The 26,499-nt window shown below is 64.1% G+C and carries 25 protein-coding genes and 1 tRNA gene; 11 read left to right on the top strand and 15 right to left on the bottom strand.

Going from position 1 to position 26,499, the window contains the following annotated elements:
• Nucleotides 1-83 precede the first annotated feature (83 nt).
• Both AC1RMD_RS12745 and AC1RMD_RS12740 read left to right on the top strand, forming a co-directional pair.
• The gene (locus AC1RMD_RS12745) at nt 84-1,010 is read left to right on the top strand and encodes a TauD/TfdA family dioxygenase (protein WP_492926991.1); all 927 of its coding nucleotides are present in this window, start codon (nt 84-86) and stop codon (nt 1,008-1,010) included.
• A 62-nt stretch (nt 1,011-1,072) separates the two neighbouring features.
• Nucleotides 1,073-2,380, top strand: a complete 1,308-nt coding sequence (locus AC1RMD_RS12740; protein WP_492927331.1) for an MFS transporter — start codon at nt 1,073-1,075, stop codon at nt 2,378-2,380.
• Here AC1RMD_RS12740 and AC1RMD_RS12735 read toward each other — a convergent pair.
• Both AC1RMD_RS12735 and AC1RMD_RS12730 read right to left on the bottom strand, forming a co-directional pair.
• Complete coding sequence (locus AC1RMD_RS12735) at nt 2,377-3,276, bottom strand: helix-turn-helix domain-containing protein (RefSeq protein WP_492926990.1); 900 nt, start codon at nt 3,274-3,276, stop codon at nt 2,377-2,379. The two genes, AC1RMD_RS12740 and AC1RMD_RS12735, sit on opposite strands and share 4 nt — an antisense overlap.
• Before the next feature lie 63 nt (nt 3,277-3,339).
• Nucleotides 3,340-4,119: an alpha/beta hydrolase gene (locus AC1RMD_RS12730; RefSeq protein WP_492926989.1), complete on the bottom strand. Its 780-nt coding sequence runs from the start codon at nt 4,117-4,119 to the stop codon at nt 3,340-3,342.
• Nucleotides 4,120-4,142: 23 nt separating this feature from the next.
• On the opposite strand from AC1RMD_RS12730, the gene AC1RMD_RS12725 reads away from it, so the two are divergent.
• Nucleotides 4,143-4,931 carry an SOS response-associated peptidase gene (locus AC1RMD_RS12725; RefSeq protein WP_492926988.1) on the top strand — a complete coding sequence of 263 codons (789 nt, stop codon included), beginning with the start codon at nt 4,143-4,145 and terminating at the stop codon, nt 4,929-4,931.
• Between the two features lie 143 nt (nt 4,932-5,074).
• Nucleotides 5,075-6,475, top strand: a complete 1,401-nt coding sequence (locus AC1RMD_RS12720) for an ATP-binding cassette domain-containing protein (protein WP_492926987.1) — start codon at nt 5,075-5,077, stop codon at nt 6,473-6,475.
• A 69-nt stretch (nt 6,476-6,544) separates the two neighbouring features.
• Here the strand turns inward: AC1RMD_RS12720 and AC1RMD_RS12715 are convergent, their stop codons facing one another.
• The 8 genes from AC1RMD_RS12715 to AC1RMD_RS12680 all read right to left on the bottom strand — a co-directional run bounded on the left by AC1RMD_RS12715 (nt 6,545) and on the right by AC1RMD_RS12680 (nt 11,741).
• Nucleotides 6,545-6,973, bottom strand: a complete 429-nt coding sequence (locus tag AC1RMD_RS12715; protein WP_492926986.1) for a VOC family protein — start codon at nt 6,971-6,973, stop codon at nt 6,545-6,547.
• Between the two features lie 242 nt (nt 6,974-7,215).
• A complete protein-coding gene (locus AC1RMD_RS12710) occupies nt 7,216-7,470 on the bottom strand; it encodes a hypothetical protein (RefSeq protein WP_492926985.1) in 255 nt (84 codons plus the stop codon).
• Nucleotides 7,471-7,639: 169 nt separating this feature from the next.
• Nucleotides 7,640-8,422, bottom strand: a complete 783-nt coding sequence (locus AC1RMD_RS12705) for a class I SAM-dependent methyltransferase (RefSeq protein WP_492926984.1) — start codon at nt 8,420-8,422, stop codon at nt 7,640-7,642.
• Nucleotides 8,423-8,621: 199 nt separating this feature from the next.
• Nucleotides 8,622-9,947 carry a type II toxin-antitoxin system HipA family toxin gene (locus tag AC1RMD_RS12700; protein WP_492926983.1) on the bottom strand — a complete coding sequence of 442 codons (1,326 nt, stop codon included), beginning with the start codon at nt 9,945-9,947 and terminating at the stop codon, nt 8,622-8,624.
• 3 nt (nt 9,948-9,950) lie between these two features.
• Nucleotides 9,951-10,208 (bottom strand): helix-turn-helix domain-containing protein, encoded by a 258-nt coding sequence (locus AC1RMD_RS12695; protein ID WP_492926982.1) that lies wholly within the window; start codon nt 10,206-10,208, stop codon nt 9,951-9,953.
• A 126-nt stretch (nt 10,209-10,334) separates the two neighbouring features.
• Complete coding sequence (locus tag AC1RMD_RS12690) at nt 10,335-10,631, bottom strand: hypothetical protein (protein ID WP_492926981.1); 297 nt, start codon at nt 10,629-10,631, stop codon at nt 10,335-10,337.
• Between the two features lie 56 nt (nt 10,632-10,687).
• Complete coding sequence (locus tag AC1RMD_RS12685; RefSeq protein WP_492926980.1) at nt 10,688-11,122, bottom strand: STY0301 family protein; 435 nt, start codon at nt 11,120-11,122, stop codon at nt 10,688-10,690.
• Between the two features lie 529 nt (nt 11,123-11,651).
• A tRNA-Ser gene (locus AC1RMD_RS12680) sits at nt 11,652-11,741 on the bottom strand.
• 286 nt (nt 11,742-12,027) lie between these two features.
• Here AC1RMD_RS12680 and AC1RMD_RS12675 point away from each other — a divergent pair.
• A complete protein-coding gene (locus tag AC1RMD_RS12675) occupies nt 12,028-12,531 on the top strand; it encodes an FxDxF family PEP-CTERM protein (protein ID WP_492926979.1) in 504 nt (167 codons plus the stop codon).
• Nucleotides 12,532-12,626: 95 nt separating this feature from the next.
• On the opposite strand, the gene AC1RMD_RS12670 is transcribed toward AC1RMD_RS12675, so the two are convergent.
• From AC1RMD_RS12670 to AC1RMD_RS12655, 4 genes are all read right to left on the bottom strand, one after another.
• Nucleotides 12,627-14,711 carry a putative bifunctional diguanylate cyclase/phosphodiesterase gene (locus tag AC1RMD_RS12670; RefSeq protein ID WP_492926978.1) on the bottom strand — a complete coding sequence of 695 codons (2,085 nt, stop codon included), beginning with the start codon at nt 14,709-14,711 and terminating at the stop codon, nt 12,627-12,629.
• Nucleotides 14,712-14,714: 3 nt separating this feature from the next.
• Nucleotides 14,715-15,881, bottom strand: a complete 1,167-nt coding sequence (locus AC1RMD_RS12665; protein ID WP_492926977.1) for an EAL and HDOD domain-containing protein — start codon at nt 15,879-15,881, stop codon at nt 14,715-14,717.
• Between the two features lie 268 nt (nt 15,882-16,149).
• Nucleotides 16,150-16,767, bottom strand: a complete 618-nt coding sequence (locus AC1RMD_RS12660; protein ID WP_492926976.1) for a response regulator — start codon at nt 16,765-16,767, stop codon at nt 16,150-16,152.
• Nucleotides 16,768-16,789: 22 nt separating this feature from the next.
• The gene (locus AC1RMD_RS12655) at nt 16,790-18,160 is read right to left on the bottom strand and encodes a cache domain-containing protein (protein ID WP_492926975.1); all 1,371 of its coding nucleotides are present in this window, start codon (nt 18,158-18,160) and stop codon (nt 16,790-16,792) included.
• 263 nt (nt 18,161-18,423) lie between these two features.
• Here AC1RMD_RS12655 and AC1RMD_RS12650 point away from each other — a divergent pair, with 263 nt between their 5' ends.
• The 5 genes from AC1RMD_RS12650 (at nt 18,424) to AC1RMD_RS12630 (ending at nt 23,203) form a co-directional block, all read left to right on the top strand.
• Nucleotides 18,424-20,508: a carbon starvation CstA family protein gene (locus AC1RMD_RS12650; protein ID WP_492926974.1), complete on the top strand. Its 2,085-nt coding sequence runs from the start codon at nt 18,424-18,426 to the stop codon at nt 20,506-20,508.
• The gene (locus tag AC1RMD_RS12645) at nt 20,508-20,708 is read left to right on the top strand and encodes a YbdD/YjiX family protein (protein WP_492926973.1); all 201 of its coding nucleotides are present in this window, start codon (nt 20,508-20,510) and stop codon (nt 20,706-20,708) included. The genes AC1RMD_RS12650 and AC1RMD_RS12645 overlap by 1 nt, the downstream gene beginning before the upstream one ends.
• Before the next feature lie 118 nt (nt 20,709-20,826).
• A complete protein-coding gene (locus tag AC1RMD_RS12640; protein ID WP_492926972.1) occupies nt 20,827-21,693 on the top strand; it encodes a ThiF family adenylyltransferase in 867 nt (288 codons plus the stop codon).
• The gene (locus tag AC1RMD_RS12635; protein WP_492926971.1) at nt 21,690-22,790 is read left to right on the top strand and encodes a nitroreductase family protein; all 1,101 of its coding nucleotides are present in this window, start codon (nt 21,690-21,692) and stop codon (nt 22,788-22,790) included. Before AC1RMD_RS12640 ends, AC1RMD_RS12635 begins: the two co-directional genes overlap by 4 nt.
• 143 nt (nt 22,791-22,933) lie before the next feature.
• Complete coding sequence (locus AC1RMD_RS12630; RefSeq protein WP_492926970.1) at nt 22,934-23,203, top strand: hypothetical protein; 270 nt, start codon at nt 22,934-22,936, stop codon at nt 23,201-23,203.
• Here the strand turns inward: AC1RMD_RS12630 and AC1RMD_RS12625 are convergent.
• Complete coding sequence (locus AC1RMD_RS12625; protein ID WP_492926969.1) at nt 23,143-24,354, bottom strand: glycosyltransferase; 1,212 nt, start codon at nt 24,352-24,354, stop codon at nt 23,143-23,145. The genes AC1RMD_RS12630 and AC1RMD_RS12625 overlap by 61 nt on opposite strands.
• A gap of 174 nt (nt 24,355-24,528) precedes the next feature.
• On the opposite strand from AC1RMD_RS12625, the gene AC1RMD_RS12620 reads away from it, so the two are divergent.
• On the top strand, nt 24,529-26,499 hold a 1,971-nt coding region (locus AC1RMD_RS12620; protein ID WP_492926968.1), incomplete at its 3' end, for an ATP-binding protein.

The raw sequence follows: 26,499 nt of genomic DNA, 5'->3' as shown, positions 1-26,499 counted from the left end.
ACAAAAGGAACTCCATGTCTACGTCATTGAATAAAAGTGAGAATGTCACTATTTCAGCCGCTGATATATCTTGGGGCAGCGATTTGAATTCCATATATGAGATTCTGCGCGCGCGGTTTAATGGTTTTAATGAAAACGGATTTTATGCCCACCCGCAGGAAGTGGCCCTGCGCGCCGAGCTGGGCGAGGTTGGCGCGCTGCGGCGGCTGACCCGCCAGCTGCGCGGCCTGGGCACCAACGGCGCGGCGCTGACCGACCTCGGCCTGCACGGCCTGAGCGAAGAGCGCCGCAACGCCGCCCTGTATGCGATCACGCTGATGCTGGGCTACCCCACCTCCACCGACCAGCGCACCGGCCGCGTGGCCTGGGACGTCAAGTCGCGCCCGGCCGCGCACAGCGACGCCCGCTTCACCACCTTTTCCGAGCGCGTCGGCAGCGCCGACATGCACACCGATTCCTCGTTCTATCCGATGCCGGAGGAGCAGTTCATCCTGTACGTGGTGCAGGCCGCCAGTTGCGAGGGCGGCCATTCGCTGCTGATCGACGGTGCGGACATTTACCAGACCCTGCAACAAACGGCGGCCGGCCGCGCGGCCTATGAACTGCTGTGCAGCGCGCCGGTGCCGTTCCGCGTGCCGGCCGTGTACGCCGCCGGCGAGACGTCCATCGAACACCACGTGGCGCCGGTGTTCGGGCCGCCGCGCCGCGACGGCGACCGCTTCACGCTGCGCTGGCGCTACGACGCCATCCAGAAAGGCCTGGCCGTACGGCCGGACCTGAGCTCGCCGGCGCTGGTGGCGGCGCTGGCGTTGATGAACGAGGTGGCCGAGCACAGCGCGCCGCGCTTCAAGCAGCAGCTGGCCACCGACACCCTGCTGTGGGCCGACAACCACCGCATGCTGCACGGCCGCACCACCTACGTGGACGAACGCCGCCACCTGATCCGCATCCGCATGTCCGACGTCCCCAACGCCGAGCGCATCGGACCGTCCGGCGTGGTGCGCGATTGAGCGCGGTGGGCGGCTGCGCGGCGGTCGAGACCGGCCTGCCGCCGGCCGAGCGCCTGTGGGCCATGCTGTCGCTGATGACCGGCGTGGCGCTGGCCTCGCTGGACACGGCGATCGCCAACACCGCCTTGCCGGCCATGGCGCAGCAGCTGCACGCAACGCCGGCGGCGTCGGTGTGGATCGTCAACGCCTACCAGCTGGCGATGGTGGCGACGCTGCTGCCGTTCGCCGCGCTGGGTGAGATCGCCGGCTACCGCCGCGTCGCGCTTGGCGGGCTGGTGCTGTTCACGCTGGCCTCGCTGGCGTGCGCGCTGGCCTGGTCGCTGCCGTCGCTGGTGGCGGCGCGACTGCTGCAAGGCGTGGGCGCCAGCGCCATGATGGCGGTCAGCACCGCGCTGATACGCGCCATCTACCCGCCCGAGCGCCAGGGCCAGGGCTTCGGCACCAATGCGCTGGTGGTGGCGGTGGCGTTCGCGGTGGGGCCGACGGTGGCCTCGCTGATCCTGTCGCTGTCGTCGTGGCCGTGGCTGTTCGCGATCAACGTGCCGCTGGGCTTGCTGGCGCTGAGCGCCGCCTGGCAGGCGCTGCCGCACACGCCGCGCGCGTCGCACCAGGTGGACCTGCTGGCGGCGCTGTACAACGTCGGCGCCTTCGGCCTGCTGATCCTGGCGCTGGGCGACGCCGCGCATGGCGTCGCGCCGCAACGGCTGCCGGCCGAGATCGCCGGCGCGGCGGTCTGCTGGGTGCTGCTGCTGCGCCGCCAGCGCGGCCACGCGGCGCCGCTGCTGCCGGTGGACTTGTTCCGCAATCCGATGTTCGCGTTGTCGGCGCTGACGGCGTTCTGTACCTTCGCGGTGCAGGGGCTGGCCTTCGTGTCGCTGCCGTTTTTCTTCGAGCACACGCTGGGCCGCTCGCCGATCGACACCGGCTTGTTGATGACGCCTTGGCCGGCGCTGGTGGCGGTGATGGGGCCGGTGGCCGGCCGGCTGAGCGACCGCTACAACGCCGGCACGCTGGGCGGCATCGGCCTGCTGCTGCTGTGCGCCGGCGTGCTGTTGTTGAGCGGGATGGCGGCCGACGCCTCGGCGTTCGACATCGGCTGGCGCATGGCGCTGTGCGGGGTCGGCTTCGGTTTCTTCCAGGCGCCGAACATGAAGGCCATCATGGGCAGCGCGCCGCATTCGCGCTCAGGCAGCGCCAGCGGCATCGTCGCCACCGCCCGCCTCAGCGGCCAGGCCACCGGCGCGGCGCTGGTGGCGTATTGCTTCATGCTGTCGGACACGCGCGGCACGGTGTACGCGCTGCTGGTGGCGGCCGGTTTCGCCGCGCTGGGGGCGGCGGTGAGTTTCTCGCGCCGGCTGCTGAGAAATTAATTTCCTTTTTGCTGGCGGAATCTGGCTGGTGGCGTGCCGAAATGGCGGCTGAAGGTGCGCGACAGATGGCTGGCGTCGTGGAAACCGCAGGCTTCGGCGATGTCGGCCATCGCCCGTCCGCCGGCCAGCAACATGGTGCGCGCCTGCTCCAGCCGCATCTTCATCAGGTAGCGGTGCGGCGGCAGGCCCAGCGCCAGGTGGAATTCGCGCGAGAAATGCGCCTCGCTCATGCCGCACAACGCCGCCAGGTCGCGGTTGCTGACGCCGGTGGCCAGGTTGCCGCCCATGTGGGTCAGCACGCGGCGCAGGCGTCCGCCGCCCAGGGTGCTCGATTGCGGCGCCGTGGCGGGCCGGCTGTAGTGCTCCAGCAGATAGCTCAGCAGCGCCACCATCAGGCCGTCGCAGTACTGCGATTGCAGCGGCCCGGCCATGGCGTCGCCGTTGAGCATGCGGCGCACCAGCTCCATCACATGCCGGTCCGAGGTGAACTGTTGGGCGCCCAGGCTCAGCGGCGTTTCACGCTGCGCGTTCAGGTTGTCGATCAGCGCGGCCGGCACGAACAGGTTGACGATGTCGCAGCTGCTCAAACGGCTCCACTGGCTGGACCCGCTGGGCGGACAGATGCGGAAACGCTCGGCCGCGATCACCCCGCCCCACACCGGCTGGCCGTGCAACCAGATGCGGGCGTCGACCGGCTCCAGCATGATGGCGATGCGGTAATCGTTGGGATGGGAGCTGATGGTCTGGATCATCGAGTCCGGCTGGTTGCTGCTCCAGCGCACGATCGAAGCCTTGGAGCTGGGCAAGGGGCCGATGCAGGTATGCAGCGGCGTATGGACGCCACTGCGCAGGAACCAGTCTTTCAGCACTTCGGTGTTGTCTATCGCGGTACCCATGGGCTCGTCTCGGCATATGGCGAAGCGTCGATTATCGGCCGCGCCAGTCTTGATGTCAAATCATCAATTGGCAGGATTGTGCATCCAGGACGACATCCGGTCGACCACTTCCCGCTCCTGGCCGATGTAGGCATGGTAGTGGTAGCTCTCGCAGGGGTCGCCGGTGGGGTTGGCGCCACCGGTGATCATCAGCAGTTTTTTGAACGGGGCGTTTTTCAGGCCCTTCATGATCCAGTCCACTTCGTGGGGACGGCAGACCGCGCAGCCGTCGCTGGCGTGGTGCACCACCAGCACCGGCAGTTTCAGCGCGGCCAGGTTTTGCGTCGGCACCGCGCCCTCCTTCTTGAAGGCGGTCACGCTGGAGGTCAGCACCAGGCCGGCGATGCCGGGATTGTCGACGCTGGCGATGGCGACGTAGGCAGCCGACACCGTGCCGCGGCTGGTGCCGACCAGCCACACCGGCGCCGGGCTCTTGCTGCGCACGAATTCCAGCGCGGCGCGCACGTCGGCCAGGTGCTTGGGGTTGACCCGGTCGCTGTAGTCGAGCGCCGGGGTGTCGCTGGGCAGGCCGAAGATGGCGACGTTGAAACCGTCGGCCAGGAACAGCGCCACGCTGCGCGCCAGGAAGTTGTGGCTGGTGGGCTTGCCGTCGACCACCTTACCGTAGCCGCCGTTGCCGCCGGTGAACAGGAACACGGTGGCCTTGGCGCCCTCCTGCGCTTCCCAGTAGACGCTGGTCTCGACGCCGGGACGGGTGGGAATGCGAAAGGTCTGGCCGTCGGCCCAGGCGGAGCAGCCGCACGTGGCGAATATCAACGCCAGCCACCAACGATATCTGCCCATCGACCGCTCCCCGAAGTGAAAACATGAAAATATCACAACTTCGTCGCGCGCTCCAAAAGCGCTATCATTCGCTATCGTCCCCACACCATATCGTCACCATGTGCGTCAACTTCCGCCCGCCTGAACCTGAAATGCTGGAAGCGGTCATGGGCGTCATCATCGACCTGCACGACACCGGTTTCTGGAAAGAGGAAACCTGGAAGGACTACGCCGCGCCCATCGTCCGGCGCGGCGCGGATGGCGGCCGCGAAGGCGTGCTGGCGAGCTACGGCATGGTGCCGCGCCATCGCATCCCGGCCGGCGTTAAGCCCTACGACACAATGAACGCGCGGGCCGAGACGGTGGGCCAGCTACGCTCCTTTTCGGGCGCATGGAAGCAGGCGCAGCTTTGCCTGGTGCCGATGCGCACGTTCTACGAACCGTGCTATGAAAGCGGCAAGGCCGTGCGCTGGGGCATAGGCATGGAGGACCAGTCGATGTTCGCGGTGGCGGGCCTGTGGCGCGAGTGGGAAAGCGAGGACGGCATGCAGACTTCCTTCACCCAGTTGACGATCAACGCCGACGATCATCCGTTGATGCAGCGCTTCCATTTTCTCGGCGACGAGCGCCGCCCGCCCGACGAGAAGCGCGGCCTGGTGATCGTGCCGCCGGCCGCATGGGACGACTGGCTGAACTGCACCAATCCCGAGTTTGCCCGCAGCTTCCTGCAGCCCTACCCCGCCGAGAAAATGACCGCGTGGCCGGCGCCGGTGCCGAAGAAGGAAAAGCCGGTCCAGCCCAAACCGGCCAGCGACAATCTGGAGTTGTTCTGACGAAGATTTACTTTTCAGTACAGTTGCATTAGAATTAACCCTCCACACCCAAGGACACTTTAGAAATGAAAACACTCGCTTAATCGCCCTCTACGGGCAAACAAAAGATCTGCCCTTTGATCCGATTTATCGCGAGAGTATTCATGTCTATGATTCAGCTGCAAGGCCTGGGCCTTGCATTCCCACATAAAATTTGTTTTTCCGAATTCAATGCCACCATCGAATGGGGGCAGCGCATTGCCATTGTCGGCGACAATGGGTGTGGAAAATCGTCCCTGCTAAAACTATTGGGCGGCCTCCTGGCGCCGACCGAAGGGCAAGTTTGCGCAAGCCCGGGCCTGGGCATCGGTTACCTTGCTCAAGTACAGCACGGCGGCCAACATCTGAGCGGCGGCCAGCGCGTCAATCAAGCGCTCAGCGCGGCACTGGCACAGGCGACCGACCTCCTGCTGCTCGATGAACCGACCAATCACCTCGACGCCGACAACCGGCGATCGCTGGCGCGCATGCTCAAGGCCTTTTACGGGGGCGTGATACTGGTCACCCACGACGAGGCTTTGATGAATCAGGTTTGCGATACCATCTGGTGTCTGCGCTCCGGGGAAATCGAAGTCTTCGCTGGGAAATATTCCGACTATCTCGCGGAACGACAACTTCAAAATTCTGCGCTTGAAAAGCAGCTCTCCGCCATCGAGCACGCCAAGCAGGATGCCCACCATGCATTGATGCAGGAACAAGAGCGCGCCAGCCGTGCACGGGAACGCGGCGCCAAGAACATCGAAAACCGTAAATGGGCCACCGTGAAGTCGCCGACAAAACTCGGCCGCGGCACTACCACGTCGGGGCGTAAAATGGCCGGTATCAAGGAGCACAAGCATCAATTGCTGGAACAGATGGAGGCCTTGCGTACCGATCCCGTCATCGAGCCGCGTTTTCACCTTGGCGCGGCGCCCAAATCGCGCCATACCGTATTACAAATTTCAAATGGCGCGGCAGGCTATGCGCAACCGCTGTTGCAAGGCATCCATCTGTCGCTGGCCAGCGGCGAGCGCCTGCTGCTCAAAGGCGCCAACGGCAGTGGGAAGTCCACCTTGGCGCTGGCGATCATGGGCGCGCCGGAGGTGGCGCGCAGCGGCGACTGGTTCACGCCGAAAGCGGACGAGATCGGATATCTGGATCAGCACTACGCCAACATCGATCCTGAGCATACGGTCTTGCAGGCGCTGCAGAGTGTGGTCCCAACGTGGGATGCAACGGCCTTGCGCGGCCATCTGAGTGATTTTTTATTCCGGCACAATGATCTGGTCAACGCGCGGGTTGGCGTTCTTTCAGGAGGAGAACGGGCACGCCTCTCGCTCGCATGTATCGCGGCGAAAGCGCCGGAGCTATTGATACTCGATGAGATTACCAACAATCTGGATATGCGGGTGCGCAAGCATGTGATAGAGGTGCTGCGCTCATATCCTGGCGCCCTGGTGCTGATTTCTCACGACGAGGACTTCCTGCGACAGATCGACGTGAATCAAAGTTATCAGCTGAATTAACTACGAATCACCGTTAACCGAAGTCCTACCGCGCGAGCGGTTTAGTCCTCTGGCCGAAAGCGGAGTTCTTCAACAAGGCCGAGCACGCGCTGCAATCCTATGATCAGAACGTAACTGTAACAAGTCCCAGAGATTACCGTATAGGTCCCTAAATACAGCTACTGTCCCATATTCTTCTTCTTTCGGATCGCGTATGAAGGTTATGTTCTGGGCTCGTAGACGTTCATAGTCCCGCCAGAAGTTGTCCGTGTTTAGGAACAGGAATACCCGACCACCTGCCTGATTTCCAACAAATGGTTCTTGCTCCGGTTTAGACGCCTTTGCCAGCAGTAGCGTTGTACCTACACCTCCAGGTGGCGCCACTACAACCCAACGCTTGCCTTGCTCAGCCTGATATGTGTCCTCAATAAGCTCGAAACCTAACTTTGTGACGTAAAAATCGATGGCTTCATCGTAGTCTCGCACCACCAAGGCTATATGGACTATGGATTGCTGCATGAAAATTCCATTTCTTCTTGAATAAATATGTCGATGGACCGATTTTTGGCCGGCTGCGGGTCTGTCACATCAGCCGACATGGGTGGTCACAAAATAGCCAACCGTTACAGCAAGTAGTCCTACAATCTCAATGTCTGTTCTTGCCCGGTTGTGGTCATCAGGACCGCAGGCCGCAGCAACGGCTAAAGGTTTATTTCTTCAATACAGCACTACATTGAGGCCACAGTCCTTCCGAGCGGCCATTACTTGCTTTTGTTTCCGGCACCGGACCCGAAGCGCGCAATTATCACGGGGACCACACCAAAAGGGACGAACGTTAGGAAAAAACCGCTGAAAAAGCTCCGCATCGTGTCGCTTATTGTCGCCCAGTCGGCCGAAGCTGGTGCTTTGTATTCACTGTTAAAAGCGACAGTGCAGACTGCGGAAACGATACCTACCACGACGCCTACCACCGCAGGTCCTACCAGCGTCTCGCGCTCACTTTGTAAGAGTTTCATGTAGGTATCTCAAAGCGCCAAGTTGATTCCAATTGCGGATTATCGGAGGACCGTTCTTGGCCGGATTCAGCCGCAAGGTGAAGCTTCAGCCACGACTACGCGCGACACTGCATCAAAAAATCACAAATACTCGCCCGGCGTTACGTTGGCCGCGGCGAGCACCGGCCGTTTATGGCTTCACGAACTTGAGCGTCATGCGATCGCTCTCGCCGATGGCCTGGTACTTGTCGCGATCAAGTGCGGCGTTGGACAGGGTCGGCGGCAGCGCCCACACGCCACCCTTGTGGTCGGCCTTGTCCTTCGGATTGGCGTTGATCTCGGATTTGCCGGCCAGCTTGAAGCCGGCGCTCTCGGCCATCTTGATCACATACGACTCGTGGACGTAGCCGCTCGTAGCCGTGGCATCTTGCGGCTTGGATTCCGGCAGGCGGTGGTCAGTCACGCCCAGCACGCCACCGGGCTTCAGGCTGGTGTACAGCGCCTTGAACATGTCCTTGACCTTGTCGTCGCCCAGCTCGACGAAGTTGTGCACGTTGCGGAAGGTGAGCACCATGTCGACGCTGTTTGCCGGGGCGAAGTTGTAGATGGCCTTGGGCGGACTGAAGGCGCCCCGCACGACCTTGTCATAGACCGCCGGCTTGGACTCCAGCAAGGTCCTGGATATGACGCCGGCGCTGATCAGCTTGCCGTTCTGGCGCAGATAGGGCGCCAGGATCTCGGTGTACCAGCCGCCTTCCGGCAGCAATTCGACCACCGTCATGGTCGGCTTGATGCCGAAGAAAGTGAGCGTTTCGTAAGGATGGCGCCAAGTATCGCGCGCCACGTTGGTGCTACTCCGGTGGCTGCTTGCGATGGCCGTGCGCAGTGGGGCATCGTCGGCCATATCGGCGGCCTGCGTGAGGCCAGCCAGGCTGCACGCCAGCAAGCCGGCGGCCAGGATGAATATCTTCAATGTGTCGTCTCCAGGATTGATGGCAGCGGCGCCATGCCGTGCCGCCCGGCAATCATCGACCATGCTCTACTTGTCGTCAAGTTAACATTTGCGTGCATCAAATGCGTTCGCGAGCGTACCGCCGACAAAAGGTGGGCACATCCCCCGCACCTTTTGCTTGTATATGGACTCCTCGTCGCTGTTGTAACGCTGTTGGAGTTCACCCACTCAACTGCTTTGCGGATCGCTCGATGCCGGCAAAAATCGTCCCGGCGACGCGTTCAGGAAATCCTGGTGGCAGCCGGGCAGCGACCGCCTCGATCGCTCCTTGGGTCCTCGCCAGCACCCTTTCGATGATGTCTTCTGCATCGGTGCGCAGGAAGCACTTGGCGGCGGTGCTGCTGAAGTGTCGACGCTGTACGTCTGAGTACTGGTAATGCTTGTTCGTGCCTAACATCGCCATGGCCAACCTGGCCTTGTGCAGCGAATATTGATTCGCCCCACCACCCTCAACCGGCCAGATCGACATGACATCGTAAAGCGGCGTTAGCGCATAACGACCGCCCGGCAGCAAGTGGATGCTGAAGTTCTTGGCGTGACCGTCCGGCGCCGCCATCAGCCAGAACAACACCTGACTGGTCAGCAGAGTCGTCAGGTCTTCCTCCGCGCGCTCGGAACCGCGCAGCACCGCAGCCAGATCCGCCAGGCCCGGCCCGCCGTCGCTCTCGTACTTCAAATGCGATGGTACCCCAAGGGCCTGGCAGAAGTCCTCCTGCGGCAAGCGCATGATCCATTTTCCGGACGGGTGCATTCGGCGGTCGAAGCGTTCGACACCAAGCACCTTCTGACCGCCAAAATTCAAGATGGCGGTCTGGGCAACCGGCAGGCCGAACTCCGCCAGCAGGTTCATGCACAACCATTCGTTCTCTACCGATGCTGTCAGGTCCGCTTTGCGGTGGCCGACCAACCCCAATGGCAATTTGAGCATGTGGGTAGTTGGCGTCGATCCGTGCGGGCGCATCCACCCGCCGTTATGCCACAGCAGAGCGGTCTTTTCCTGCGCGCCGGCCAGTGAGATGCGCAGGTCGTCGGCATCCTCGCCACGCCCCATCGTCCCCGACTGCGTGAGCTGGATCAGATGCCGCTCGACGTCTTCCTCGGACATTGGCCTGCCGTCGATGCGTTTGACGTTGGTGGGCGCTTCGTCTTCCTTCAGCAGCTGGACCGCGCCAACGCAGTCCCTGCCGATTTCCTGCAACAAATCGAACGCTTCAATGGACGCCAGCTTGTAGTGCGATGCCAGGCGCTTGCGGATAGGTTCGCTGTCGGGCAACAGGTTATCGAAGAAATCGCGGACGACATCGCCCCGCAAAGGTTGGTCGCCAGTGTAGGGCAACGACAGCGACAGCGGCCGCCCTACGGCCGATGCCCGCCACGCTTTATCGTAAAGGAATTGGGTCTCGCCACGAGCTGGGATGATCCAGGTTCCTACGCGCTCGCCGTTGCTCCAAACCGACAGCGAGCGCGAGTGTGAGTTGCGGCCCATGGCTTACCAATCCGTCGTGCCAGATCCACGCTCTTTGGCGCTGCCATTTTTCGGCTGCACCAGTACCTCGTGATTCAATGCAGCCAGCAGCGCCAGCAGCTGCTCGACGTTGATCGACCCCGGATCCAGTTCCATCGCAGAGATGCGGCTTTGGCTGATGCCCAGGCGTTGCGCGAGTTCCGTCTGCGAAAGGCCAGCGGATTTTCGCGCCGACTGCAGAATTGGGCCTAGCTGCTTGGAGAGCGACAGAATTTGCGTCATGGGATGCTTTCCGCGTTTTACCTGCGTACCAAATATTTGCAGATTACGCGTATAGCAGGTATTCGTCAAATACCCGTCATACAGCTAGCTTGTGTAGGGACAAATCATCGGCGAACAATGCCTGCGTCACGTCTGCAGACGCAGGATCGATTTGACTTCCGCTATGTCGGCAAGGCCGGCCAAGTCCGTTCCCGTCTCGATGAGTTTGGCAGTTGGAATAGCCTGCTTCACATTTGCCAGTGCACTGGTCAGCGCTTCAAAGCTAGAGCTCGCTTCTCGCGTAAACTCAAGCGCGATGCGGCCAGGCACGCCTACGCCAATCAGCGCATCGTCACATCCGACCGCTCCCAAACGCTCGATCAGTTCGTCCTGATTTCCATCGGCACCGGACAGTTGATAGTTGAGCTTAAAAGTAAATTCCATTTATTCCTCCTTCGAGGCATCGCCGGTCTGCGCGACGGCGTCATTGCTTCAGGGTCTTACTGCTTGCAGTTCACCTGCACCTGCACGGGTTTTGACTTCTTACGAATATCAACAACACAGGAAGTGACGCCATCAGGCAGGCGCTGCCACAATGACATCTCTGGCCCGCCTCCATAGATACACTCGATCCAGTTGCCAGCCTCGCGAGACGGGCGATCAAACTCGAAGGTGGTAGACAGGACGTCCCGATTAGTCTTGTTCGGTTCGCCGATCAAGGTTTGATACGAATGGGGTGGCCCTGACGCAGCCCCCGCGCTAGTCAGCTTTCCAGGCTCGTCTACAACCGGCAGCCACTCTTTACTGACGCTCTGGATATGTATCGAAGCTGCAGGAATCTCAGCGGGGCATTCAATACGCAGCGATGCCCCTTGAGCAGCGTATGAAATTGCCGCCAACACTGCAAGTACGATTTTCCGAAGATGACTGTTCATCGCTTTACCTGATCACGGAAAATGCTTCGGCGTTATCCGATGCCCGCCTGAAAGTGCCATTAGGGATAGATATTGTTTATCGTAGTCACTACCAAACAATTAGGTCGGCCACTCGGATGCGCGGCTGATTGATGTTGCAAGATGGAGGTGCTGGATGAGTTGAGCAGACTTAATCCGTCGCGTAAAGAGTCAGGTCGGGAACGCGCATTCTACGTTTTGGGTCGCCGAGCATGAAGTTGAAGTTGGGAAATTTTTTGACGGGCCGCCGGTCCGCTCGCCGTGAGAGTTGGAGTGTGCTGACCGCGCGCCCTCGGCGCGCGAGGCTGCCGCTACGCGGCAGCAGTTGGCCGATTCGGAGCGGGATGGCCCTGCAGGGCCATGCCCTTCGAATCTCACACGCAGGGCCCGCAGGGAGTGTAGCAGGGAATTCGCAGGGCACCGCCCCTGCGCCTGCGGAACAAGCCCGGATGGGCCCTGCTCGCTTCCGCCAGGCAATAAAAAACCGCCCGAAGGCGGTTTCTTTATTTCCTGGCGGAAGCGGTGAGATTCGAACTCACGAACAGTTTAACCCGTCGCTAGTTTTCAAGACTAGTGCCTTCAACCACTCGGCCACGCTTCCTAAGTGTGCAGCATTATACAGATTTCACCCCCGCCTGGGTGCCAAAACCCGCTACTTGCCGTATCGCATCGGCAGCAGCCAACGACAACCGCCTCTCCCGCCCCGCCACATCATGTCAATAGGTTACAAAATTACATCATAGTTGTTTATTTGAAAAATAAGTTGCAATGATTGCCCGACTTGGATATCATGCAACTTAATAATCAGTTAAAACTGTTTTTCCATCGAGAAATAGCCTTCTGCGGAAATTTATCGCATCCTAACCCAACAGAATTGACGGGAATCTATGAACTTTAAATCCACCATCCTGGCAGCGGCGCTGCTGGTTGCTTCCGCAGTTGCTTCGGCAAACACCGCTATCGTCCTGACCCCAGCGGCGGGGCCTAACGCCTACTCGGGCACCTTCGCCGGCAACGCTGCGACCAACACCTTTGATCTGGACCTGACCAACTTCACCGGCGTCAACAATTTCTTCGGCCAGGTATCGGCCAACTTCACCGGCGGCGCTGGCTACAACGTCACCGGCGTGAAGCTGGACGGCATCAACTTCTTCCCGCTGGTAGATAGCCAGATCGGCAACAATGGCGCCGACTACTGGCTGCTGTCCCTGCCAGCGCTGACCAGCACGCTGCACCACATCGTCGTGACCGGTACGCCACTGATCAGCACCCAAGGTTTCGTCGGTTCGCTGTCGCTGGTCGCCACCCCAGTACCTGAACCAGAAACCTATGCGATGATGATCGCCGGCCTGGGCCTGGTAGGCTTCATGGCCCGCCGCCGCAAGGCATAATGCTCGGCCGGCGCCGATGGCGTCCGGCACCAGCAAACAAAAACAGACCTCACGGTCTGTTTTTTTTCATCCCTACGATTGGCATCGGGCCAGCTTCAAGCGGCCCGGCTGGAACGCCCCGGCGTCCAGTTCTCGCGCAGCGCCTGCTCGAACGCCTCCGCCTCCAGCGGCCGCGAGAACAGATAGCCTTGCACTTCGTCGCAGCCCGAATTCTTCAGAAACGCCAGCTGCTCGACCGTCTCCACGCCCTCGGCGATGACTTTGTGCTTGAGCTGCTGCGCAATGCTGATGATGGTGTTGGCGATCGCGCAGTCATTGGCGTCGCCAGGGATGCCGATGGTGAACGAACGGTCGATCTTCAAAGTATCGATCGGGAAGCGCTTCAGGTAAGACAAGCTCGAATAGCCGGTGCCGAAATCGTCCAGCGACAAAGTCACGCCCAGCGCCGTGATCCGATCCATGATGCCGATCACCCGGTCGATGTTGTGCATCAGCGTGCTTTCGGTGATCTCCAGCTCCAGCCACGACGGCTCCAGCCCGTAGCGCGTCAGCGTCTCCTGCACCCGCCCCGGCAAGGCCGAGGTGAACTCGCGCGCCGACACATTGACCGCCAGCCGTATCGGCGGCAAGCCGGCATCCTTCCACACCTTGGCCTGCGCGCAAGCCGCCTCCAGCACCCATTCGCCGACCTGCACCACCAGCCCGGTGGCCTCGGCCAGCGGAATGAACTCGATCGGCGGCACCAGGCCGCGCACCGGATGGCGCCAGCGCACCAGCGCTTCGGCGCCGATGATCTTGCCGCTGTCGATGCTGAACTTGGGCTGGTAGTGCAGCAGCAGCTCGCCGTGGCCCAGCGCGTGGCGCAGCCCCGATTCGATCCGCATGCGCTCCTGCATGCCCTGGTTCATGTCCTGGCTGTAGAACGCGACGTGGTCGCCTTCCGACCCGCCCTCCTGCTTGGCGCGGTACATGGCGATGTCGGCCAGCCGCAACAGGGTCTCGGCGTCGCCGCCGTCCTGCGGGTAGACGCTGATGCCGATGCTGCCGCCCACGCGCAGGTCGTGGCCGTCGATCAGGATCGGCGTGTTCAAGGTCCCCAGCAGCTTTTGCGCCACCATGCTCGCTTCGAAATGCTGGCCGATGTCGAACAGGCCGACGGCGAATTCGTCGCCGCCCAGCCGCGCCACCAGGTCCTGGTCGCGCAGCACGGCGCGGAAGCGGCGCGCCACTTCGCACAGCAGCTCGTCGCCGATCTTGCGGCCCAGGGTGTCGTTGATCAGCTTGAAGCGGTTGAGGTCGATGAACAGGACGCAGCCGTGCAGCTTGCTGCGCTGGGCCACGGTCAAGGCCTGGTCGACCAGCTTGGTCAGCAGCGAACGGTTCGGCAGGTTGGTCAACGCGTCGTAGTAGGCCAGGTGGTGGATGCGCTCTTCCGCCATCTTGCGTTCGGTGATGTCGGTCAGGTAGGCGATCAGGCCGATGGCGCGGTCGTTGATGTCGCGCAGCGGCGACAGCGACAGGCTGGCCCAGAACACTTCACCCGATTTTTTCTTGCGCCGCACTTCCATCAGGCGCCCGCCCTGCTCCAGGAAGGTGTCGTCGAAACTCTCGTCTTCGTCGTCGTACAGGAACAGGATGTTGCGCCCCACCGCTTCCACCGAGCTGTAGCCGAACAGGCGCTCCGCGCCCTTGTTCCAGCTGATGATGAAGCCGTTCATGTCCATGGTCAGCACCGACTCGTGGATGTGGTCGAGGATCTGCGCCTGGTGCTGCAACTGCGATTCCACTTGCACGTAGGCGTGGGTGGAACGCTGCGCCAGCGCGTGCACCTGCAAGACGCTGCCGGCCAGGTTGGCCAGGCTGGCCAGGTGCTCGTGGTCGAGCGAGCTGTAATGCGCGCGCCCGGACACCACGAAGCGGCCGAAATATTCGTCGTCGAACAGGATGTCCTGGGTCAGGCTGGGCACCGCGTCGTCGTTGGCGGCCAGCACTTCGATCACCGGCGGCTTGAGCAGCATGGCGTGGGTGTCGGCCGGCAGGAATTCGCCCAAGGGACTGTTCATCACGCTGCGGACGATGCGCCCCAGCTCCTCGGCCAGCGCCGCTCCGCGCAAGCGCAACACCGCGTCGCACAAGGCCGCGCTGTTGCTCAGGAAATCGGAGACGGGGTGCGCGACCATGGCTTAGATATTCCTGCTCACTTGGATCGCCCAGTGGTAAGCCTGCAATTGCACTTGCCAGTAAGTCTCATGGTCGATGCCGGCCTGGTCCAGACCGGCGCGGTCGTGGCGCTCCACCAGGGCCAACAGTTCTCCCAGCGGGCCGGCGCGGTCCAGCAGCGCCATCACCACGTCCAGGTCGAGGCTGAGCGCGGCGACGATTTCCGTCATCGGCATGCCCAGCAACACATCGAGCAGCGAGAACACGCCGGCCACGAAGGCCATGTCCTGCTGGTCGCGCTCCCAGCCGAGCGCCTTGCTCAGCCCTTCCATCTGCGAGGCGCGCACCGCCGCCAGCGGCAGCAGCGGGTTGGACAGGCCGTCGTCCTGCTGGCGCGCGTACAGCAGCAGCTGCAGCCAGCGCTGCAACTGGCGACGGCCCAGCACGTTGATGGCCTGGCCGAAGCTGTGGATCGGCGAACTGAGCGCGAAGGCGGCCGAGTTCACCAGTTTGAGCAAGTGGTAGGACAGCGCCGGATCCTGCTTGAGCAGCACTTCCAGTTCGCGCGAGTCGGCGTCGCGGGCCAGCAGGCCCAGCAGCGCCAGCAGGCGCTTGCGCGAGGTGCCGTCGCCGGCGTTCATGTCTTGCGGCGGATGCAGGGCGAAGTCGCCGGCGAACCAGCTGAAGCCGGCCTTGGCGCATTCGGCGATGCGCTCCTCGCTGCCCATGCCGGTGGCCAGGTGCGGGCCCGGCTGGGCCACCAGCGCCAGCACCGGCGGCATGACCAGCGCGGCGTCGACCATCAGCGACTTGGCGCCGCACAGGGTGGCGTCCATGCCGGCCACGCCTTCGATCATGATGCGGTAGCCGGCGTCGGCGTACGAGGACAGTTTCTTTTGCACCGGCATCGCGGCGCAGGCCGCGGCCGGCACGCGCAGGATCACCCGGTTGGGCGGCAACTCGGACAGTTGGGACAGTTCCAGCAGCGCCGGCTGGGCCACCGGCAGGATGCAATCGAGCGGCGCCAGCGCGGCGAACACGTCCGGCGTCTTGAGCAAGCTCAGCGCCGCCTGGAAGGCGTCGCCCGAATCTGCGGACAATTCAAAAGTCAGTGCCACCCACTCGTTGTGAGCGTTGGACACGGCTTGTAATTCCACCAGTGGAAACATGCTAGTTTCAGGCGCAGACATCAATATCTCATTGAAGGTTGTGCGCGCAATCTTAGATCAAGCATTGACATTAGGCAATCAATTACCACCCGACAGTATTGTTATTTTCAATACGACCAGTTCAAGACCAATCATCGCGCGCGAAACGTTTACTTTTATACAATTGCAAATACACAAGCGGTGCAGGAATATAGCAGATATTGCCGCACAAACACGCACTGTTAAAAATTGCTTAATAGAATTAGAGTCGATACTCTGTATTTACAACAGCATTGCGTTCCCCGCAATATTACTGCAGATGCTGGACCGCGAACCGGATCAGCTCGGCCTGCCCTTCGATGCCCAGCTTGCGCTTGATGTTCAGGCGGTGGGTTTCGACGGTGCGCACGCTGAGGTCGAGCGCGCGGGCGATCTGCTTGTTCGACTCGCCGTTGGCGATGTGGCGCAGCACCTCGTGCTCGCGCGAGGTCAGCTGGTTGTCCTGGGTGTGCGGCTGGGCCAGCTGGCGCGCCAGCGCGGCGCTGTAGTAGATGCCGCCGGACATGACGGTCTCGATCGCCACCACGATGTCCTTGCCGGGCGCGTCCTTGAGCACATAGCCGCGCGCGCCGGCCTGGATCGCCTGCGACACGTACTCCAGCTTGTCGTGCATCGACAGGATCAGCACGGCGATGCGCGGAAACGCCTGCTTGAACTGGGCCGTCGCTTCGATGCCGTTGGTGCCGCGCATATTGATGTCCATCAGCACCAGGTCGACCTCGCATAACGCGGCCTGCTCCAGCGCCTCGGCCGCGCCGCTGGCCTCGGCCACCACCTGGAATTGCGGCATCGCCTCCAGCCGCGCGCGCAGGCCGTCGCGCACCAGGGGATGGTCGTCGACCAGCAGGATTTTGATTGTGGCTGTCATGTTTTAATCTTTATAAACTGTTTTAACCATTGCCGGCAAAGGCGGTCACCGCCGTGCCGTCGCTGGAGGAAGCGATTTCAAAGCGGCCGCCGATGGCGTCCATGCGCTCCATCATATTGCGCAGGCCGATGCCGCGCTTGGGATGCTGGGCGATGCCCTCCGCATCGAAGCCGGCGCCGTCGTCGCGGACCCGCAAGGTGACGCCGCCGTGCTCGCCGGTCAGGCGGATCTCGATGCGGCTGGCGCCGGCGTGGCGCTCGATATTGGTCAAGGCTTCCTGGGCCACGCGGAACAGCACGGTGTTGGCGACATCGGGCAAATCGTCGGTGCCCCCCTCCGCCTCGAAGTGTACCGGGGTTCCGCTGCTGAGCGTGTACTCCTGGCCCAGGTGGTGCAGCGCCGCCGCCAGGCCCAGGTCGTCCAGGATGGCCGGGCGCAGATTGTGCGAGATGCGGCGCACCTCGCCCATCACGTTGTTGAGCTGGTCGGCCGCGTGCTCGAACGCCGCCTGCGCCGCCTGCTGCTGCTCGACCTTGCCGGACGCCAGGCCGGAGGTCAGCCGGATGATGCCGGCCTCGATCTGCAGCTTGATCGACACCAGCCACTGGCTGATGCCGTCGTGCAGGTCGCGCGACAGCCGCGCCCGCTCCTCCTCCTGCGATTCGACCACCCGCTGGGCCAGCACCTTGAGCTTGGCGTCGGCCACCCGCAGCTCGCTGATGTTGAGCGCCAACCCGGAACTGGCGACCGCCACCGAGGCCGCGATGGCGATCGCGGCGATCCACAGCATGGTGTTGTGGATGTTGCCCGATTGCTGGACGTCGACCTTGGCCAGCGCCTGGTCGACGTCGTCCAGATAGATACCAGTGCCCAGCATCCAGCCCCACTTGGGCATCGGGATCACATAGCCCAGCTTGGCGCCGGACTTGTGGGTGGACGGCTTGACCCAGCGGTAGCGTTCCAGCCCGCCGCCCGCGCGGGCGCGCGCCAGCAGGTTCTGGATGGTCGGCTGGCCCTGCTCGTCGCGCATCTCAAACAGGTTCTGGCCGACCAGTTCGGGCTGGCGCGGATGCATCAGCGTCTTGCCCTGCATATCGTAGACGAAGAAATAGCCGTCGTCGCCATAGCTGAGCGAGGACAGGATGCGCTTGGCCTCGTCGCGGGTGGCCTGGTCGTCGCGGCCCGCTTCGTACAGATGGGCGATGGCGTGCGAGGCCAGCGCCACGTAGTGCTTGAGCTCGGCCTCCTTGCTGCTCAGGTAGGCTTGCTGGATGGTCTCGCGCTGCTGCTGGGCCAGCAGCACCGACTGGTGCCGCACCGCCAGCGCGATGGCGATCAGCGCCAGGATCAGCGGCGTGATGGCCAGGAATATGACTTTTTGCCGCAACTTCATGACGTTCCGTCCCGAATTATTCTGTAGCGCGATTCTACGCCCCCCGCCGGCTGCGGCTACTACGTAGTTGTACCGAGCCATAGTGCGTAGTGCTGCGCTTGCGGCGGATATCAGCTTCCTGAATACTGGACATAAGCTGCCAAGGGGGTCAAGTCTGACATTCGGACACGGCCTCTGCCGTACGATCGGCTACGGCAGAGGCCGTGTCCGAATGTCAGACTTGACCCCCGCCTTAAAGCAGCGCCCAAAACCTTGGAGGAAGCATGAAAACACACCACCACACCGCGCCACCCACGCTGGCCAGCCGGCTGGGCTGGGCCGCGCTCGCCCTGTGCGGCGCCGCGGCGCTGGGCGTCATCGCGCTCAAGCGCGGCGAAGCCATCAGCGCCATCTGGATCGTCATCGCCGCCGTCTGCGTCTACCTGATCGCCTACCGCTTCTACAGCCTGTTCATCGCCGACAAGGTGCTGGGCCTGGACGCCCGCCGCATGACGCCGGCCAACAAGCTGAACGACGGCCTCGACCACGTGCCGACCAATAAGTACGTGCTGTTCGGCCACCACTTCGCCGCCATCGCCGGCGCCGGTCCGCTGGTCGGCCCGGTGCTGGCCGCGCAGATGGGCTATCTGCCCGGCATGCTGTGGATCCTGGCCGGCGTGGTGTTCGCCGGCGCCGTGCAGGACTTCATCGTGCTGTTCATTTCGATGCGCCGCGACGGCCGCTCGTTGGGCGACCTGATCAAATCGGAGCTGGGCCAGATCCCCGGCATGATCGCGCTGCTGGGCACCTTCATGATCATGGTCATCATCCTGGCGGTGCTGGCGCTGATCGTGGTGAAGGCGCTGACCGGCTCGCCGTGGGGCAGCTTCACCGTGATGGCCACCATCCCGATCGCGCTGTTCATGGGCGTCTACTCGCGCTACATCCGCGTCGGCCGCGTCGGCGAAGTGTCGATCATCGGCTTCGTGCTGCTGATGGCGGCCATCTTCGGCGGCCAGCTGGTGCAGGAGAACCCGGCGCTGGCGCCGATGTTCACCTTCACCGGCACCGAGCTGACCTGGATGCTGATCGGCTACGGCTTCGTCGCCTCGGTGCTGCCGGTGTGGCTGCTGCTGGCGCCGCGCGACTACCTGTCGACCTTCCTCAAGATCGGCACCATCGTCGGCCTGGCGCTGGGCATCGTGGTGGTCGCGCCCTACCTGAAAATGCCGGCCATGACCAAGTTCATCGACGGCACCGGTCCGGTCTGGGCCGGCTCGCTGTTCCCCTTCCTGTTCATCACCATCGCCTGCGGCGCCGTGTCCGGCTTCCACGCGCTGATCGCCTCCGGCACCACGCCCAAGATGATCGAGAACGAAACCCACGCCCGCTTCATCGGCTACGGCGCGATGCTGATGGAATCGTTCGTCGCCATCATGGCGCTGGTGGCCGCCTCGACCATCGAGCCGGGCGTCTACTTCGCCATGAACAGCCCGGCCGCGCTGCTGGGCACCACGGCCGAGTCCGCCGCACACGCGGTGTCGCAGATGGGCTTCTACATCACGCCGGAAATGCTGACGCAGACCGCCAAGGATGTCGGCGAGCACTCGATCATCTCGCGCGCCGGCGGCGCCCCGACCTTGGCGGTGGGCATGGCGCAGATCCTGTCGGGCGTCATCGGCGGCAAGGTCATGATGGCCTTCTGGTACCACTTCGCCATCCTGTTCGAGGCGCTGTTCATCCTGACGGCGGTCGACGCCGGCACCCGCGCCGGCCGCTTCATGCTGCAGGACTTGCTGGGCGCCTTCGTGCCGGCCATGAAGCAGACCGAGAACGTGTTCGCCAACCTGACCGCGACCGCCCTGTGCGTGGCGGCCTGGGGCTACTTCCTGTACCAGGGCGTGGTCGATCCGCTGGGCGGCATCAACACCTTGTGGCCGCTGTTCGGCATCGCCAACCAGATGCTGGCGGCGATCGCGCTGATGCTCGGCACCTGCGTGCTGTTCAAGATGAAGCGCGCCAGGTTCGCCTGGGTCACCGTGCTGCCGACCGTGTGGCTGCTGCTGTGCACGCTGACGGCCGGCTTCCAGAAGATCTTCGACGCCAATCCGAAAATCGGCTTCCTGGCGCACGCCGCCAAGTACCAGGCCGCCTACGACGAAGGCAAGCTGCTGGCGCCGGCCAAGTCGGTGGCGCAGATGCAGCAGGTGATCTTCAACGATTACCTGGATGCGTCGCTGGCCGGCTTCTTCATGGTCGTCGTGCTCAGCGTGCTGGCGTTCGGCATCCGCACGGTGCTGGCGGCGCGCGCCTCGGCCCAGCCGACCGCCCAGGAAAGCGCGATGGTGCTGTCGCCCCAGGTGCTGTGATGCTGGGCGACATCGCCAAGGCCGGCCGCTATCTCGGACAAAGCATGCGTCTGATGATGGGCCTGCCGGAATACGATACCTACGTCTCGCACCGGGAAGCCACCCATCCCGACGAGCCGATGATGACGTACGAGCAATTTTTCCGCGAACGTCAGGAAGCCCGCTACGGCGGCGCCGGCAAGCGCGGCGGTTGCTGCTAGCCGAAATAGAAAGGAAAGGCCGGTTCCGCGCGAATCGGCTTTTTTTTGCGGGAACTTTTTGCGCCGCCCACATGTCTAACTCCGCTGAGCCGCGTTGCCGGCCATTCCAGGGAGACACATGTCGCAACCTTTTTCATACCAACAGGCGTTCGCCCGCAACATCGGCTGGGTCACGCAAGCCGAGCAATCGGTCCTGCGCGGCAAGCGCATCGCCATCGCCGGCATGGGCGGCGTCGGCGGCGTGCATCTGCTGACCTTGGCCCGGCTGGGCGTGGGCGCCTTCCACATCGCCGACTTCGACACCTTCGACATCGCCAACTTCAACCGGCAGGTCGGCGCCACCATGTCCACGCTGGGCCTGCCCAAGGTCGACGTGCTGGCCGGGATGGCGCGCGACATCAATCCCGAGGTGCAGATCACGCGCTTTCCGAGCGGCGTCAACAGCGGCAACCTGGCGCAGTTCTTCGAAGGCGTAGACTTGTACGTGGACGGCCTGGATTTCTTTGCCTTCGGCGCGCGCCAGGCCACCTTCGCCGCCTGCGCGCGGCTGGGCATTCCAGCCATCACGGCGGCGCCGCTGGGCATGGGCACGGCGGTGCTGAACTTCCTGCCGGGGCAGATGACGTTCGAGCAATACTTCGGCTGGGGCTCGCTGCCGGACGAGGAAAAGGCGCTGCGCTTCCTGGTCGGGCTGGCGCCGGCCGGGCTGCACGCGCGCTACCTGGTCGATCCGTCCAGCATCAACCTGAAGCAGCAGCGCGGGCCGTCGACCATCATGGGCTGCGAGCTGTGCGCCGGCGCGGCCGCCACCGAGGCGCTGAAGATCCTGCTGAACCGCGGCGCGGTCGACGCCGCTCCGCGCGGTTATCATTTCGACGCCTATCGCAACAAGCTGGTCCGCACCTGGCGCCCCGGCGGCCACCGCCACCCGCTCCAGCGGCTGACCATGATGCTGGTGAAACGCCGGCGCGGAGAGCAATCATGAGCAAGATGGAACAACACCTCGACGCCACGCTGGAACAGATCCTCGAGCTGGCGCGCTGGGCCCCCAGCGGCGACAACACCCAGCCGTGGCGCTTTGAAATCCTCGACGCCCGCCGCCTGGTGGTGCACGGCCACGACACGCGCGACCATTGCGTCTACGACCTCGACGGCCATCCCAGCCAGATCTCGATCGGCGCGCTGCTGGAAACCATGGCCATCGCCGCCAGCACCCACCAGCTGGAGATGCATGTCGTGCGCCACGTCGAGGCGGCGGAGAGCCGCCCCACCATCGGCGTCGAGTTCGTTCCGGCGCCGCTGCTGGAGCCCGATCCGCTGGCCGACGCCATCCTGCCGCGCAGCGTGCAGCGGCGCCCGCTGAGCCGGCGCCCGCTGACGCCGGCCGAACGCTCCGCGCTGCTGGCCACGCTGCCCGACGGCTACGGCGTGCACTGGCTGGAAGGCAGCCAACGCCGCGCCGCGGCGCGCCTGATGTTCCGCAACGCCAAGCTGCGCCTGACCATGCCGGAAGCCTGGCAGGTGCACAAGGCGGTGATCGAATGGAACGCCCGCTACAGCGAGGACCGCATCCCCGACCAGGCGCTGGGGGTGGACGCCGCCACCGCCAAGCTGATGCGCTGGATCATGCAGCGCTGGCAGCGGGTGGAGTTCTTCAACACCTGGCTGGCCGGCACGCTGGCGCCGCGCCTGCAAATGGACTTGATCCCCGGCCTGGCCTGCGCCGCCCACTTCGTGCTGACGGCGCCGCGCCGGGCCCAGCGCATCGACGACTACCTGCAGGCCGGGCGCGCCATGCAGCGCTTCTGGCTGACCGCCACCGCCCAGGGCCTGCAACTGCAACCGGAGCTGACGCCGCTGATCTTCGCCCGCTACGTGCGCGAGGGCCGGGTGTTCTCCGGCGCCCGCGGCATGCAGGAGCGCGCGCAGGCGCTGGCGCGCGAGGGCGCGGCGCTGGTCGGCCAGCCGGCGTGGGAGACGGCGGTGTTCATGGGCCGCATCGGCGCCGGTCCGGCGGCGACGGCGCGTTCGCTGCGCAAGCCGCTGCGCGAGTTGCTGGTCGGCCCGGCCGGCAGGCCGTGACGGCGCTCTTTACCACGGCGCGCCGGCACCGGCCGCAAGCGAGCTCAAGCCGTTGATTTCACAGGCCGCGCCGCCACGGGCAAGGCTTTTGCTCAGCCGGCTGCGGCGGCGCCGGCGATTCCGACGGCGACGGCATCCCGATCATGTCCGGTCACTTGATTGCCCTTGAAGCCAAGGTCGCCGCCGCCGGCGCCCTGTCCACCGGCGCGTTCGACATGCGCGACAAGATCGACTTCGTGGATGCCGGGTATCTCGACATCGCCACCGGCGCCGTGTTCCAGAACAATGTCACCGGCGCCGCCACCATGCGCTCGCTGTACACGCCCCCGCGCAGCCGGCGGGCCCATCCTCGTCAGCCGCGGCCGCCGGCCGCGCGCCGCAGCGCCGTATCGAAGCGCGTCGCCACGTCGTAGCGCTGAAACAGCAAGGCCAGCTGGGCCGCCGCCGCCCGCGCCGCCGGGCGCTCCAGCAAGTCCACCACGGTGCGCCGCAAGGTCTCCTCGTCCAGCCGGTCCGAGCGCAGCAGGGCGCCGGCCCCCAGCGCCGCCACCGCGCGCATGTTCAGATACTGGTCCAGGTTGCCCGCTATGCCCAGCACCGGCACCCCGGCCGCCAGCGCCTGCTGGCTGGTCGGACTGCCGCCGTTGCAGATCACCAGCTGCGCCCGCCGCGCCGCCTCCTCGCCCGGCAGGTAGTCGGCCACATGGGCGTTGTCCGGCGGCGGCCCGGCATCGACCTGGCCGGCGGTGGCGGCGATCACCCGCACCGGCAACGCCGCCAGCGCCTGCATGATCTGCGGCAGCAGCGCGCCCTGCCCCGAGCTGCCCAGCGTGACGTAGATCAACGGCTTGTCCGTCGGCAAAGCATCCCACCAGCCGGGCAAGGGCGTCGGCGGCGACCAGGTCACCGGCCCCAGATAGGAATGATGTTGCGGCAGATCCAGCGCCGGGAACATCTCGGCGATGTCCGGATACAGCACGTAGTCGGCGTCGGCATACACGCTGCGCAAGTCGTAGCCCAGCGACGGCAGGCGGTAGCTGCGCCGCACCCGGTTCAGCGGCCTGCTGTGCATGGCGAACGCCAGCGGCCGCACCAGGCGGAACAGCCGGTCCGCCAGCGCGATCGGCAGCACCCGCGCCAGCGCGATCGCCGGCACCGTGTAGCGCTGCGGCACGTAGGGGCTCCAGTAGGCGTTGAGCAGGCCGACATACGGCACTTGCGCCACGCGCGCGCTGACCGACAGCGACAGGCGGAAATCGCCCACCACCACATCCGGCCGCACCGCTTGCAGCAGGCGCAGGTCGTCCCGCACATATTGCTGCAAGGTGGAACTGTCGTACACCGGCTTGCCCGCGGCCAGGGCCGCCAGGAAACGCGCGCTGGAGATGCTGCTCAACGGCCAGTTGCTCAGCCTGCTGCCGTGGAAGAACGCTTCATAGCCGGGCGCGCAGGCGAAGTGCACGTCGTACTGCTGCGGCGCCAGCGTTTGCGCCAGCGCCAGCGGCCGGCCGACATGGGCCAGCGTGACGGCTTCCGCCACGAAGAGGATTTTTTTGCGTTCCATCCTTGCAGCTTGCGACGCACTTTGCCGCGCCCTTTGAGAATGCTCAAACGTGCGGGGATTAGATGCAGATCAAGGCTGTCTGGTTCCGGACGCTATATTTTTCCATTTGGCACTTACAGATCAGCTTGTCGCGCCGACGATTTCGGCGCTCACCGTTAGCCACCGCTTACAGCAATGTTCAATTTCGAACGTTCGGGTCTGAGCCAGAAACTGACCATCATTTCCGTGCTGTCCACCGGCAGCGCCTTGATGCTGGTGTTCTTCGCCTTTGCCGCGACGTCGGTCCTCAGCCGGACCGACGACGAGCGCCGGCAGCTGTCCTCGCTGGCCGGCGTGATCGGCAACAACAGCGTGGCGGCGCTGCTGTCGGCCGACACCCGGCGCGCCCAGCAGACGCTGAGCACGCTGGCGGTCGAAGACCAGATCCAGCAGGCCATCCTGTACGACAGCACCGGCCAGTTGCTGGCCCGCTACAAGTCGGCCGCCCTGCCCTCGGAACAGGATGCGCCGGAACAATTGGCGGTCGAGGACGCCGGCGACGAGGTCCGCACCTTCCACAGCGGCCCGCTGTGGGCGCCGGCCTTGCGCCTGTACCGGCCGGTGCACGTCAAGGACGAGTTCATCGGCACCGTGATGATCGAATGCGCGCAGACCCGCATGTGGCTGGACCTGTTCAAGAACCTGTCCGCGGCGGCCGTGGCCGCCATGCTGTCGTTCATGATGGCGCTGCTGACGGCGGCCCGCTTCAAGGGCAGCATTGCCGAGCCGGTCGGCAAGCTGATCGCCGCCGCCCAGCAGGTCAGCCGCGGCCTGGCCACGCCGCGCATCGTCCACCAGCGCAGCGACGAGCTGGGCGCGCTGACCGACAGCTTCAACGACATGCTGGCCCAGGTCGAGGCGCGCGACGCCGCGCTGGCGCAATACCGCGACCAGCTGGAACGCCAGGTCGGCGTGCGCACCGAACAGCTGGAAAAAGCCAAGAACGCCGCCGAGTCCGCCAGCCAGGCCAAGAGCGCCTTCCTCGCCACCATGAGCCACGAAATCCGCACGCCGATGAACGGCGTGCTGGGCATGACCGAGCTGCTGCTGGCCACCCGCCTGTCCGAGCAGCAACGCCACTACACCAGCATGGTCAAGCGCTCCGGCGAGCACTTGCTGGTCATCATCAACGACATCCTGGACTTCTCCAAGATCGAGGCCGGCAAGCTGACCGTCGAATACATCGACTTCAATTTCCGCGAATTGCTCGACGACATAGACAACGTCTTCTCGCCGCAGGCGCAGGCCAAGGGCATCCGGCTCGAGCTGGCGATCGCCAACGATATCCCGATCGCCATCTGCGGCGATCCCAACCGGCTGCGCCAGGTCATCTTCAATCTGCTGGGCAACGCCATCAAGTTTACCGAGAGCGGCAAGATCACCGTCAAGGTCGCCGTGCTGCAGGAGGATGCGCAAACCGTCGGCCTGCGCTTCGAAGTGCACGACACCGGCATCGGCGTCTCCAGCGAGGCGCGGGCGCGCATCTTCGATTCCTTTTCGCAGGCGGACGGCTCGACCACCCGCAAGCACGGCGGCACCGGCCTGGGCCTGGCGATCTCAAAACAACTGGTGGAGCTGATGGGTGGCACGATAGGAGTCGACCATGCGCTAACTCAAGGGTCGATCTTTTGGTTTGCCGTAAATTTTGACAAACGTCGTATCGATGTCGACGATCCCTCTTGCCACGCCACCCAGGAATGCCGCGCCTTGATTGTCGATGAGAATCCCGCCAGCCGGAACGAGCTGGAAACGCTGCTGCGCAGCTGGCGCATCGCCAGCGCCAGCGCCACCGCCACCGACGCCCTGCCGCAACTGCGCGAGGCGGCCGCCGCCGGCCGGCCCTACGACGTGGTGCTGCTGGACATGGAATTGCCGCGCACCAGCGGCCTGGCGCTGGCCGCCGCGATCCGCGCCGAGGCCGAGTTGGCGGCCTGCCGGCTGCTGCTGCTGAGCACCGAACGCAACGCCGCCGACGGCGTCCAGCGGCGCGAGGCCGGCGTCGCCTTCCAGCTGATCAAGCCGCCGCGCGCCAGCGACCTGTTCGATTGCCTGCTGGCGCCCGGCCGCAACGCGCCGCCGGCACGCCCGGCCGAGGCGCCGCCGGCC

The sequence above is a fragment of the Duganella sp. GW822-FHT06D06 genome, assembly GCF_058799615.1.
This window is presented reverse-complemented; position numbering and strand designations above follow the sequence as displayed.

Bases quoted from the DNA above. Each gene is read 5' to 3' on its own strand.
- AC1RMD_RS12635 (WP_492926971.1), top strand. From the start codon at position 21,690: ATGAGCAAGATGGAACAACACCTCGACGCCACGCTGGAACAGATCCTC.
- AC1RMD_RS12715 (WP_492926986.1), bottom strand. From the start codon at position 6,973: ATGCAGCAATCCATAGTCCATATAGCCTTGGTGGTGCGAGACTACGAT.
- AC1RMD_RS12655 (WP_492926975.1), bottom strand. From the start codon at position 18,160: ATGAAGTTGCGGCAAAAAGTCATATTCCTGGCCATCACGCCGCTGATC.
- AC1RMD_RS12660 (WP_492926976.1), bottom strand. From the start codon at position 16,767: ATGACAGCCACAATCAAAATCCTGCTGGTCGACGACCATCCCCTGGTG.
- AC1RMD_RS12665 (WP_492926977.1), bottom strand. From the start codon at position 15,881: ATGTCTGCGCCTGAAACTAGCATGTTTCCACTGGTGGAATTACAAGCC.
- AC1RMD_RS12650 (WP_492926974.1), top strand. From the start codon at position 18,424: ATGAAAACACACCACCACACCGCGCCACCCACGCTGGCCAGCCGGCTG.
- AC1RMD_RS12730 (WP_492926989.1), bottom strand. From the start codon at position 4,119: ATGGGCAGATATCGTTGGTGGCTGGCGTTGATATTCGCCACGTGCGGC.
- AC1RMD_RS12725 (WP_492926988.1), top strand. From the start codon at position 4,143: ATGAAAATATCACAACTTCGTCGCGCGCTCCAAAAGCGCTATCATTCG.
- AC1RMD_RS12735 (WP_492926990.1), bottom strand. From the start codon at position 3,276: ATGGGTACCGCGATAGACAACACCGAAGTGCTGAAAGACTGGTTCCTG.
- AC1RMD_RS12675 (WP_492926979.1), top strand. From the start codon at position 12,028: ATGAACTTTAAATCCACCATCCTGGCAGCGGCGCTGCTGGTTGCTTCC.
- AC1RMD_RS12710 (WP_492926985.1), bottom strand. From the start codon at position 7,470: ATGAAACTCTTACAAAGTGAGCGCGAGACGCTGGTAGGACCTGCGGTG.
- AC1RMD_RS12740 (WP_492927331.1), top strand. From the start codon at position 1,073: ATGCTGTCGCTGATGACCGGCGTGGCGCTGGCCTCGCTGGACACGGCG.
- AC1RMD_RS12720 (WP_492926987.1), top strand. From the start codon at position 5,075: ATGTCTATGATTCAGCTGCAAGGCCTGGGCCTTGCATTCCCACATAAA.
- AC1RMD_RS12640 (WP_492926972.1), top strand. From the start codon at position 20,827: ATGTCGCAACCTTTTTCATACCAACAGGCGTTCGCCCGCAACATCGGC.
- AC1RMD_RS12685 (WP_492926980.1), bottom strand. From the start codon at position 11,122: ATGAACAGTCATCTTCGGAAAATCGTACTTGCAGTGTTGGCGGCAATT.
- AC1RMD_RS12670 (WP_492926978.1), bottom strand. From the start codon at position 14,711: ATGGTCGCGCACCCCGTCTCCGATTTCCTGAGCAACAGCGCGGCCTTG.
- AC1RMD_RS12695 (WP_492926982.1), bottom strand. From the start codon at position 10,208: ATGACGCAAATTCTGTCGCTCTCCAAGCAGCTAGGCCCAATTCTGCAG.
- AC1RMD_RS12645 (WP_492926973.1), top strand. From the start codon at position 20,508: ATGCTGGGCGACATCGCCAAGGCCGGCCGCTATCTCGGACAAAGCATG.
- AC1RMD_RS12690 (WP_492926981.1), bottom strand. From the start codon at position 10,631: ATGGAATTTACTTTTAAGCTCAACTATCAACTGTCCGGTGCCGATGGA.
- AC1RMD_RS12630 (WP_492926970.1), top strand. From the start codon at position 22,934: ATGTCCGGTCACTTGATTGCCCTTGAAGCCAAGGTCGCCGCCGCCGGC.
- AC1RMD_RS12700 (WP_492926983.1), bottom strand. From the start codon at position 9,947: ATGGGCCGCAACTCACACTCGCGCTCGCTGTCGGTTTGGAGCAACGGC.
- AC1RMD_RS12625 (WP_492926969.1), bottom strand. From the start codon at position 24,354: ATGGAACGCAAAAAAATCCTCTTCGTGGCGGAAGCCGTCACGCTGGCC.